The following is a 10,481-nucleotide window of genomic DNA, read 5'->3' as shown; positions in this document are numbered from 1 at the left end:
AGAAGAGAAACAGAAAGCAGAAGCAGAGGCGCGTAAGGCAGAAACACAACAAAAGGTGTTGGAATCAAATTATAGATCAGCATATGCTATTCATAGTAAAAAACTAACAGATTCTTTAAATCAGACCGGTAATCTTTTAGTAAATAATAAAATTGGGGATGAGGAATGGACGATTAAATTAGCTGCGAGTCTAATTATGTTACAAGATGTAACTCAGAATCCACCAAACGCTCAAGTACCTGACAAATTCAAAGAAGTTAATAGTTTATATTTGCAGGCTTTAGAGAAATTTAATCAATCTGCGAAGTTAACTCCAGAAGCTTTGGATGAAGGAAATACAAATAAAATGCAAAGAGCTACAAATTTAATGAATGATGGTGGAGAAATTCTTAAAAGTGCGAATTCCTTATTAAAAGAAATGATGTAGTTTAATTGATAATATGAAAACTACCTATTCAAAAAAGAATAGGTAGTTTTTTTGTGTATACTATTTTGCTTTTACAGTGGTCTTACTAGAAGCAACACTTTCATTATGCAATCGATCAACCGCAGTTACTACATACGTATATGTTTCTCCAGGAATAGCCGTTTTATCTACATAAATTTCTCCAGGCTTTGTCTTTCTTACAGTAGTAAGTAAATTTTTCGGATTTTGTATATCCACTTCATTTTTTCCATTCACACGGTAAATGGCGTAATAAGCAGAGTCATTCTCTCTATCATCAATAATACCTACAGCAATCCCTTCATCTCTTGGAATGGCACCTTTTAAAGTAGGTTGTTTTGGTGGTTCATGATCAAGCCAAGGCATAGGTGGGACTAATGCAGGATGTTTATATATGTCTTTTGATAGTCTATCTTTCACTCCAAGTGGATTATTATTAATGTCTTTTAAGCTAAAATGCATACTACCTTTAATTTGAGGATATAGCCGGTTTAATGCAATCTGTCTTGGATATTCTTCAGGATCAGACCAAGCGGGGACAGAGTTATTATTAATTTTATAGGCTGCCTGACCGATGTATAGGTGGATCGGTTTATTATTTGTTTCTTTTACCCACCAATCTACTAATATGTCATATGCAGCAGGAGTGAAACCTATATTCCAATATATTTGCGGTGTGATGTAGTCAATGTAACCTTTTCGTATCCACTCACGTGTATCAGCATAAAGATCATCAAAGTTTCTTTGGCCGGCAGTTGTGTTAGAGCCAGTCGGATCATCAGCTATATTTCGCCATACGCCAAATGGGCTAATGCCAAATTTCACATATGACTTTTCTTGTTTAATAGCAGTATTTAAATCTCTTACAAGTTCATTTACATTGTCACGTCGCCAATCTTCTATATTTGTAAATCTACCGTTATTATATAATTCGTACGTTTTTTGATCGGGGAATTGTTCACCCGCCACTTTATATGGATAAAAATAATCATCCATATGTAATGCATCAACATCGTAATTTTGTACGATTTCTAAAGCACCTTCAGTTATAAACTTTTTTACTTCTGGAATACCGGGGTTGTAATATAATTTTCCGCCATAAGGTACAACCCAATCCGGGTGCTGTCTTGCAGGGTGATTATTTGATAATCGATTTATATCAGTGTGATTCATCGTTATTCGGTATGGATTAATCCATGCGTGGAATTCTATATTTCTTTTATGTGCTTCTTCAATCATAAATGCTAGTGGGTCGTATCCGGGATCTTTTCCTTGTGTACCGGTAATATATTCAGACCACGGTCCGTAATTGGAAGGATAAAAGGCATCAGCAGTTGGTTTTATTTGTACAATGACTGCATTCATACCAGTGTTTTTTACATCGTCTAATAATTTAATAAATTCTTGTTTTTGATTTTCAATTGGTAAACCAGTTTTTGAGGGCCAATCAATATTAAGAACAGATGCAATCCATACAGCACGTAATTCGTGTTTTTTGTACGTAGTAGTTACTTCAGCATAAGTAAAGTGAGGGGAAATGAAAGAGAAAGGGATGAACAAGATGACGATGCAACATATCATAAATAAACGTTTAACAATCATGTATACGCCTCCCTATCATATGATTATCTAAGATAATATACGAGGTAAGGTTGGCCTTGCAATAGAGAACATTGCATATTGAAACATTAATTTAATAGGAAAAATATTTTTACTGAAATTTACTTTCAGTATAACTAAATTCTTTTACTTCTTCATATGCTTGTTAGTAAAGTGAAACTTCCTTTCATTTGAAGGGTAGTAAATTATAAGTATAGGAGGATTCATAAATGAAGGTTTTGTTCGTTTGTTCTGGAGGAATGTCCAGTGCAATTGTTGTAAACGCTTTAAAAAAAGAGGCGGAGAAAAAGGGTATGAACATGGAAGTGCATGCGATTGGAACAAATGAGGTAGAGGAAGAAGTAAAGAATGGCTGGGACGTTGTAATGGTTGCACCTCAAGTTAGACATCGATTTGATTCTGTTAAAAAATTCGCAGAAGAGGAATCTATCCCGTGCGGTATTATACCGCCGCAAGCATACACGCCGCTTGGTGGACCAACTTTATTAAAAACTGTAAATGATTTAATTCGTTAGGGGGAAGCGTTATGAATAAGTTTGTCACGTTTCTTGATAAAAATTTATCTGGACCGATGGCAAGGCTTTCTGAACAAAGGCATTTACAAGCAATCCGTGATGGAGTTATTTCAGCATTACCGTTTATCATCGTAGGAAGTTTCTTTTTAATCGTAGCATTTCCACCATTACCGAAAGATAGCTTCATATCAGTTTGGGCATTAAAGAATCAAACAAGTATATTAATACCATATCGGTTAACTATGTTTATTATGTCTTTATATATAGCATTTGGAATAGGATATAATTTGGCGAAAAGTTATAAACTAGATGCTTTATCAGGAGCACAGCTTGCAGTATGTTCACTGCTATTAACATTAACCCCCGAATTAATTGATAAAAAAGGATTTATGCTTCCGATGACAAATCTCGGAGGTCATGGGTTATTCGTGACGATGATTGTTTCTATTTTATCCGTAGAGATTTTAAGATTTTGTAAGAAGAAAAATGTAATGATTAAAATGCCAGAACAAGTACCGCCATCTGTGTCGCGTTCATTTGAAGCACTTATACCTGCTGCATTCGTTATTATTATAATGAGTCTAGTAACTGTCGTTTTTAGCATTGATTTACACCATGTTGTTGATACATTAGCAGCACCATTAGTAAAAGCTGGGGATAGTTACTTCGGTGTAATGATTCCAGTGTTTTTAATTACGTTTTTTTGGTCATTCGGAATCCATGGTGTGTCGGTTGTTGGAACTGTTGCTCGGCCATTATGGGAAGTATACCTAGGGAAAAATGGAGAAGCTGTTGCTAGTGGAGCAGATCAATTGCCATTTATTTCACCAGAGCCGTTATATCAATGGTTTATATGGATTGGTGGTTCTGGTGCGACATTAGGGCTTGTATTAGCTATGATTGTATTTGGTCGATCAAAATATTCGAAAGCATTATCAAGAACTTGTATTGTTCCGGGTATTTTTAATATAAATGAGCCAGTCATATTCGGATTACCGATTGTACTAAATCCAATTTTAATTATCCCATTTATCATTACACCACTTGTAACGGCAACTGTTGCATATTCTGCAACTGCGATGGGATTTGTAACACCAACGCATATTATGCCGCCGTGGACATTACCGGCTCCAATTGGTGCTTATTTAGCAACAGGTGGGGATTGGCGTGCGATTGTATTAGTTTTTATAAATATAGCAATATCGTTCCTTATATATTTACCATTCTTTAAAATGTACGATAAAAATATGCTTGAAATTGAGAAGAATGGTGAAGGGGAATCTGTTAATCCATAATCTCTATGCTTTAATTTATGAGTGATAGGTATTTTGCCTATCACTTCTTTCACATGAAGTCCAGAGAGGATGAAATAGAATGAATATAAAATTTAGTTATAAAGGTGTATTTTTATTATTATTTGGAGTGATATGTGCGAATTTACTTTTTGTGCCTTTATTAAGAATGCTACATCTATCACAAATGCATAGTATATGGGTCGTTACAAGCATTGCGGCAAGTATTTTGCTTACACTAGTTGTTTCTTTTATTGATGGATCGTTTGTATCAAAAGCTCAGTTGTTTTATAGATTTATATTCTTTTCGATCGGTTGTACGTTTGTAACTTACATGATTGTTTTTTAATAAATAGGAGGTCACGCATGTTATGTATATTGCAGGGGTAATGTCCGGTACGTCATTAGATGGAATAGATGTAGCGCTCGTTCGTATAGAAGGAAGCGGTGTAGATTCAAAAGTTGAACTCATCCATTTTACTACTGTGCCATTTCGTAATGATATAAAAAATGAAATTCAGCAAGTATTATCAATAGAAAATTCAAATGTCCAACTCATATGTAGTTTAAATTTTAAGTTAGGTTTATGTTTCGCCAAAGCCGTAAAGGAAGTTTGTAAAGAGGCCAATTTTCCTTTGAGACAATTAGATTTAATAAGTTCTCACGGACAAACGATTTACCATCAGCCAAAGCCAGAAGGTAATATGATATCTTCCACATTGCAAATTGGGGAACCTGCAGTAATAGCATATGAAACGAACACGACGGTTATCTCGAATTTCCGAACGATGGACATGGCAGCAGGAGGACAAGGTGCACCACTTGTGCCATATTCAGAGGTCATTTTGTATCGTGATCCAAGTAAAAATAGACTACTACAAAATATCGGTGGGATTAGTAATGTTACAGTAATACCAAGTCAAAAAAGTGATCAAAACGTTATAGCTTTTGATACTGGTCCAGGAAATATGGTAATGGATGAAGTATGTCAAAGGTTATTTCAGTTGCCATATGATCAAAATGGTAACATTGCAAAACAAGGAGTAGTTGTAGAAGAAATTTTGACATATTGTATGAATCATTCATTTTTGAAAATGCATCCACCGAAATCAACAGGTAGAGAACAGTTTGGAGAAGAATTTGTCATAGAGTTATTGAAGCGGCTTGAAAAGCATAGTAAAGAAAATATATTGACGACTGTCACGATGTTTACAGCAAGTTCAATTGTTCATCATTATAAGGAGTTTATTTTGCCGTATTATGAAATTGATGAGGTAATTTTAGGTGGTGGCGGAAGTTATAATAGCACACTTGTTGAAATGATACGGTATGGATTGAAGGATGAAAAATGTACAATATTCATTCAAGAAGATATAGGCTATTCTTCAGAGGCGAAAGAAGCAATCGCCTTTGCCATTTTAGCAAACGAAACGCATCATCGTAATCCGAGTAATGTGCCAAGCGCAACAGGTGCAAAGAAATCTGTAATTTTAGGGAATGTAACGTACCCTTCAATATGAAGAAAATGAGGAGAACGTATATGAAGTATATGATTGGAATAGATGGCGGGGGAACGAAGACAGAAGCGATTGCGTTTGATAAAGACGGAAATGAACTTGTAAGAGCTACAAGTGGTTTTGGAAATATATTAATAGATTTTGAAGAAGCTCTTGTGCATATTATGGAGGCGATTGATCAATGCCAGAAAGGTTTATTAAATGAGCATTGCGTTTGTATCTGTTTAGGATTAGCGGGTGTAAGCGGAGCAAATACAAATGAATTAACAATACGTCTAAAAAAGAAGTATGGAATACAAATTGCAATTTTTAATGATGCAATGATAGCACATGCAGCCGCTTTAGAAGGGAAGGATGGAATTTTAACGATTGGTGGCACAGGCGCGATTTGTCTAGGGAGAAAAGGAGATGTATACGAGTATAGCGGCGGATGGGGACATATTTTAGGAGATGAAGGAAGTGGATATTGGATTGCATTACAAGCTTTAAAGAGAATGGCAAATCAATTTGATCAAGGAGTTAGACTTTGTCCATTAAGCTTAAGAATTCAAGACGAGTTTCAACTTTTGACAGCGTCTCATATAAAAAGGCTAGTATATAGATCTTCAAAAGATAAAGTTGCAGCAATCACACCATTAGTTATTCGGGAAGCTAGAAATGGAAATGATGCTGCACATGAAATTATGATGCGAGCTGGAAAGGAATTAGCAAGGATTACGATAGATGTTTATAACAAGATGCAGTTTGATTTATCAGCTTCAATTGCGGTAAGTGGCAGCATATTGCGTTTCGTTCCTGAAATATATGATGAATTTAAGAAATGCTGTGAGAAAAGTGTAGGAGAAGTTACATTTGTATTACAATCCGAACCAGCAGTGAAAGGAACATATTATTTAATGAAAAATATGTATTTTAAAAAATAGCTGCATGAGAATTTTTGTATGAATTGTAAATATATGATGTTAAAATGTATAAAGGGATGTGGATAAAAAGTACAATATACATAGTTTTTGAATATTGTATAAGTACTCCTACGTAGAAAGTGAATGATTATATGATTAATAGTATGCAGTTTTTGTATTTGGTCGCTTCTTATTTATTTGGAAACATATTGACTGCTTATATAGTAACGAAATGGAGACATGACGTTGATATTCGGAATGAAGGAAGCGGAAATCCCGGCGCAAGAAATATGGGACGTGTATATGGAAAAGGGTATTTTATCGTTACATTTTTAGGTGATGCAATTAAAGGGGCAATCGTAGTTTTTATTGCAGAATATCTCTTTGAAGATGCTACATTCGTAATGTTAGCTTTACTAGCTGTCTTACTTGGACATATTTACCCAATTGTATTTAAAGGCAAGGGCGGAAAAGGCATTTCAACATTTATTGGAGGATTAATCGCATTTGATTATTTGATAGCGCTTACTCTTGTTGCTGTTTTCGTTATAGTTTATTTAATCTTTAAAGGTTTTACTAAGCCGGTGTTAATTACAATCGCTTGTTTACCAGTATGCATGATTTTGTATTCTTACTCTATTGTTACGACTATGTTAAGTGCTCTTATCATTGTACTTATTTTATATGTAAATCGAGAATGAAATGAACTTTTAATAAGTGGGGTTAATCTCCACTTATCATTTTTATTAAATACATAAAGGAGAGAAGGCATGGGGTTAATATATAAAGTTGCTGATCAAGATTGGGAATTTGAACATATACATAAATTGAATTATAAAACATTTGTAGAAGAAATTCCGCAACATGAAGAAACGAAAGATCGTGTTCGTATAGATCGTTTTCATGAAGAAAATACATATTTAATTTGTTTAGAGGACGATAAGTTAGTAGGTATGGTTGCGCTGCGAGGAAAAAGACCATTCTCGTTAGATTATAAAATTTCAAATTTAGATGTTTATTTGCAAGAGCATGGAGAAAATGTGTATGAAATTCGTTTACTTTCAGTAGAACGTGAATATCGAAATGGAAGAGCATTGTTAGGATTAATTCGCTTTTTACATCGTTATTTGCTTCTAAATGGATATGAATTGGCACTCATTTCTGCGACAACACGTGAACTACCTTTATATGAGCAAATGGGGTTCAAATCTTTCCATACGTTAGTTGGTACAGAAGCAGCAGCCTTTCAGCCAATGTATGTTACTCCTGCTATGTTTGAAGAGTCGAGTGTTGGGGGCATTATGACGAAAGAATATACGTTTTTACCTGGTCCAGTAGATATTGAAGAAAATGTTCGAAAGGCATTTTCTACTAAGCCGATTTCACATCGTTCTAAGTCATTTCATGTGACGATGGAAAATGTGAAAAAACGTTTACTACAAATGACAAAAGCAAAACGTGTGCAAATCATGTTAGGAACAGGGACGTTAGCAAATGATGCCATTGCTTTACAGTTACGCTCTTTAAAAGGAAAAGGACTAGTATTAACGAATGGGGAATTTGGCAATAGATTAGTTGGACACGCAACACGCGCGCAATTACATTTTGATACGTATAAAAAGGAAATGGGACAACCATTTATTTCTACAGAATTAGAACAAATAATGGAAGCTGGAAATTATGAGTGGCTTTGGTTTGTTCACCATGAAACATCTACCGGAATGTTAAATGATTTAGACGAGTTAAATGCATCATGTGAAAAGTATAAAGTAAAACTATGTGTAGATTGTATTAGCTCAATTGGAGCGATACCGATAGATTTAAAGGATGTATATTTTGCCAGTGGCGTGAGCGGAAAGGCAATTAAATCGTTTACTGGATTATCCTTCGTTTTTCATAATCATAATGTGAAAATAAACGAGACGTTACCGTTCTATATGGATATTGGTATGTACGAAGAAAATGAAAGTATTCCGTATTCTCATTCATGGAATTTAATTTATGCATTGCAAGAAGCGTTGAAGAGATTTGAAGATGAAAAAGCATTTGTAAAAATTAAAGAGACATATGATTATATGGAAGAAGCTATTACTAATATAGGCTTAAAACTTGTTTCACCTAAAGAACATGCCGCACCAATTATACTTACGATTCAATTAAATGGAGGTCTTTCTTCTAAAGCGGTCGGTGATGCGTTAGAGTTACAAGGATATATTGTCCATTATGAATCAGCGTACTTACAAAAGAATAACTGGATCCAAATCGCATGCCTAAATCATTATAAAGAACGTGATATAAAGAGGATGTTAAATTGTTTGCAGATGTATGTATTACAGAGTGGGGTACATATATAAAGACTTTTTCATTTCGTATAAAGGAGCTGCAACTTACGAAAACTTAGGAATAGAACATTGGAAGAGGTGTTAGCATGATAACTAAAAAATTACCATTACATATAGACGATATTAAAAAAGCTCAAAACATTTTGGATAGAAATGCACGTAAAACTCCATTAGTAAAATCATTTTATTTGACTAGTAAAACTGGCGGAGAAATTCACTTGAAACTAGAAAATATGCAATTAACGGGTTCTTTTAAATTTCGTGGTGCGTTTAATAAAATGTCACAGCTGACAGATCAAGAAAAAGAGAGAGGCGTAATTGCATGTTCAGCAGGTAATCATGCACAAGGAGTTGCATTATCTGCTCATTTACTTGGTATAAAGAGTAAAATTGTAATGCCAATTTCTGCACCTCAGGCGAAAGTTGATGCAACGAAAGGATATGGATCTGAAGTGGTTTTACATGGTAAAACCTTTGATGATGCGAAGGCAAAATGTGAGGAGATTATTAAGGAAACAGGTGAAACATACTTACATCCGTATGACGATGTAGAAGTAATGGCAGGTCAAGGTACAATAGGATTAGATATTCTTGACGATATGTGGGATGTTGATACTATCATTGTGCCAATTGGTGGAGGCGGAATTATTTCTGGTATTTCTGTAGCATTGAAATCTTTTAATCCATCAATCAATATAATTGGTGTACAAGCAGAAAATGTTCATGGGATGAAGGCATCTTATGATAAAGGTGTAATAGTAGAACATTATGAAGCACCTACTATTGCAGATGGTTGTGCAGTTAAAATACCAGGGGAACTAACATTTGAAATTGTAAAAGAATTAGTAGATGATATTGTAACAGTATCGGAAAAAGAGCTGGAAGTAGCGATGAAAGACTTATTACAACGTGGGAAAACTGTTGTAGAAGGTGCAGGTGCATTAGCTACTGCTGCACTACTTGCAGGGAAAGTGGATACATATATTAAAGAGAAAAAAGTAGTAGCTGTTATATCTGGTGGGAACGTAGATTTACAGCGTATTTCGAGTGTTTGTGAGCAATTTTTTGTGGCGAATGAAGTAAAATAATATTTTTAAAATAGTTTTATAAGCGAGGAGCTAAGAGAGATGATTTTAGCTCTTCTTTTTTGTCTACGGTTTACTGTAAGTAGTAATACACTTGCAGTATTTGGTGTTTAATGAATTGCTTTATTGAAACGCCTATTTTTACACATATCTTTAATGTTATAATAATTATTTCAATATTGTCGAAACGTAAGCAGAAATTTAATATAATAGTTTTAACGTGCTAATGAGCGGTGAGGAGGGTAGGTCATGAATAAAGAAGAACAGGTCATGAACGGTTTCAGGGAATTATATAATAAGCTGGTTTGGCTTAATAAAGATAAGATGGAAGAAGGTCTTAAAGGTTTTAAGTCTTCTGAAGTTCACTGCATGGAATATATTGAAAATAATGCAGATTCTAACGTGACACAACTCGCAGAGGCTTTTTATGTAACTCGTGGTGCTATAAGTAGGATGACTAAGAAGCTCATGAAAAAAGGCCTTATTGAAAGTTATCAAAAGTTAGAGAATAAAAAAGAGATCTATTTTAAGCTTACTGAACAAGGGAAAGAGATTTATAAAATACATGAAGACTTGCACAAAGAGTTTCAAGAGCGGGATAAAGTCGTATTTGAGCAAGTAACTGAAGAAGAATTCGACAGTATAATTAGCTTTGTGGAAAAGTATAGTAGACATTTGGATGCAGAAATAAAGAAACAAGGTATACATATTAAGTCGTAATAAATTTAAATAATAAAAAGGTAGCCTTACTCCTGTGAATAGG

Annotated in this window: 10 protein-coding genes and 1 pseudogene; 10 read left to right on the top strand and 1 reads right to left on the bottom strand. The window is 34.5% G+C overall.

The window, feature by feature from the left end; genetic code table 11:
• A pseudogene (locus MR079_RS05285) lies at positions 1–427 on the top strand (hypothetical protein); the annotation flags it as partial.
• 60 nt (positions 428–487) lie between these two features.
• On the opposite strand, the gene MR079_RS05280 reads toward MR079_RS05285, so the two are convergent.
• On the bottom strand, positions 488–2,047 hold the full coding sequence (locus MR079_RS05280) for a glycoside hydrolase family 10-like protein (protein ID WP_242293674.1): 1,560 nt from the start codon (positions 2,045–2,047) through the stop codon (positions 488–490).
• Positions 2,048–2,274: 227 nt separating this feature from the next.
• On the opposite strand from MR079_RS05280, the gene MR079_RS05275 reads away from it, so the two are divergent.
• The 9 genes from MR079_RS05275 to MR079_RS05235 all read left to right on the top strand — a co-directional run bounded on the left by MR079_RS05275 (position 2,275) and on the right by MR079_RS05235 (position 10,438).
• Positions 2,275–2,580, top strand: a complete 306-nt coding sequence (locus MR079_RS05275; protein ID WP_000865887.1) for a PTS sugar transporter subunit IIB — start codon at positions 2,275–2,277, stop codon at positions 2,578–2,580.
• A gap of 11 nt (positions 2,581–2,591) precedes the next feature.
• Positions 2,592–3,875 (top strand): PTS sugar transporter subunit IIC, encoded by a 1,284-nt coding sequence (locus MR079_RS05270; RefSeq protein ID WP_139869178.1) that lies wholly within the window; start codon positions 2,592–2,594, stop codon positions 3,873–3,875.
• 79 nt (positions 3,876–3,954) lie between these two features.
• A complete protein-coding gene (locus MR079_RS05265) occupies positions 3,955–4,221 on the top strand; it encodes a hypothetical protein (protein ID WP_242293673.1) in 267 nt (88 codons plus the stop codon).
• A gap of 22 nt (positions 4,222–4,243) precedes the next feature.
• Complete coding sequence (anmK, locus tag MR079_RS05260; RefSeq protein ID WP_242293672.1) at positions 4,244–5,392, top strand: anhydro-N-acetylmuramic acid kinase AnmK; 1,149 nt, start codon at positions 4,244–4,246, stop codon at positions 5,390–5,392.
• A gap of 20 nt (positions 5,393–5,412) precedes the next feature.
• Positions 5,413–6,312 (top strand): BadF/BadG/BcrA/BcrD ATPase family protein, encoded by a 900-nt coding sequence (locus tag MR079_RS05255; RefSeq protein ID WP_242293671.1) that lies wholly within the window; start codon positions 5,413–5,415, stop codon positions 6,310–6,312.
• A 131-nt stretch (positions 6,313–6,443) separates the two neighbouring features.
• Entirely contained in the window at positions 6,444–6,992 is a 549-nt protein-coding gene (gene plsY, locus MR079_RS05250) for a glycerol-3-phosphate 1-O-acyltransferase PlsY (RefSeq protein WP_242293670.1), read from the top strand.
• Positions 6,993–7,061: 69 nt separating this feature from the next.
• Entirely contained in the window at positions 7,062–8,645 is a 1,584-nt protein-coding gene (locus MR079_RS05245) for an aminotransferase class V-fold PLP-dependent enzyme (RefSeq protein ID WP_242293669.1), read from the top strand.
• A gap of 74 nt (positions 8,646–8,719) precedes the next feature.
• Positions 8,720–9,721 carry a bifunctional threonine ammonia-lyase/L-serine ammonia-lyase TdcB gene (gene tdcB / locus MR079_RS05240; RefSeq protein ID WP_242293668.1) on the top strand — a complete coding sequence of 334 codons (1,002 nt, stop codon included), beginning with the start codon at positions 8,720–8,722 and terminating at the stop codon, positions 9,719–9,721.
• 246 nt (positions 9,722–9,967) lie between these two features.
• A complete protein-coding gene (locus MR079_RS05235; RefSeq protein ID WP_139869171.1) occupies positions 9,968–10,438 on the top strand; it encodes a MarR family transcriptional regulator in 471 nt (156 codons plus the stop codon).
• Positions 10,439–10,481: the final 43 nt, after the last annotated feature.

This window comes from Bacillus cereus group sp. BfR-BA-01381, from assembly GCF_022663555.1.
GTDB classification, from domain to species: Bacteria; Bacillota; Bacilli; order Bacillales; family Bacillaceae_G; genus Bacillus_A; species Bacillus_A pacificus.
This window is presented reverse-complemented; position numbering and strand designations above follow the sequence as displayed.

Coding starts and splice junctions, on each gene's coding strand:
- MR079_RS05280 (WP_242293674.1), bottom strand. CDS start 2,047: ATGATTGTTAAACGTTTATTTATGATATGTTGCATCGTCATCTTGTTC.
- MR079_RS05275 (WP_000865887.1), top strand. CDS start 2,275: ATGAAGGTTTTGTTCGTTTGTTCTGGAGGAATGTCCAGTGCAATTGTT.
- MR079_RS05270 (WP_139869178.1), top strand. CDS start 2,592: ATGAATAAGTTTGTCACGTTTCTTGATAAAAATTTATCTGGACCGATG.
- MR079_RS05265 (WP_242293673.1), top strand. CDS start 3,955: ATGAATATAAAATTTAGTTATAAAGGTGTATTTTTATTATTATTTGGA.
- anmK (WP_242293672.1), top strand. CDS start 4,244: ATGTATATTGCAGGGGTAATGTCCGGTACGTCATTAGATGGAATAGAT.
- MR079_RS05255 (WP_242293671.1), top strand. CDS start 5,413: ATGAAGTATATGATTGGAATAGATGGCGGGGGAACGAAGACAGAAGCG.
- plsY (WP_242293670.1), top strand. CDS start 6,444: ATGATTAATAGTATGCAGTTTTTGTATTTGGTCGCTTCTTATTTATTT.
- MR079_RS05245 (WP_242293669.1), top strand. CDS start 7,062: ATGGGGTTAATATATAAAGTTGCTGATCAAGATTGGGAATTTGAACAT.
- tdcB (WP_242293668.1), top strand. CDS start 8,720: ATGATAACTAAAAAATTACCATTACATATAGACGATATTAAAAAAGCT.
- MR079_RS05235 (WP_139869171.1), top strand. CDS start 9,968: ATGAATAAAGAAGAACAGGTCATGAACGGTTTCAGGGAATTATATAAT.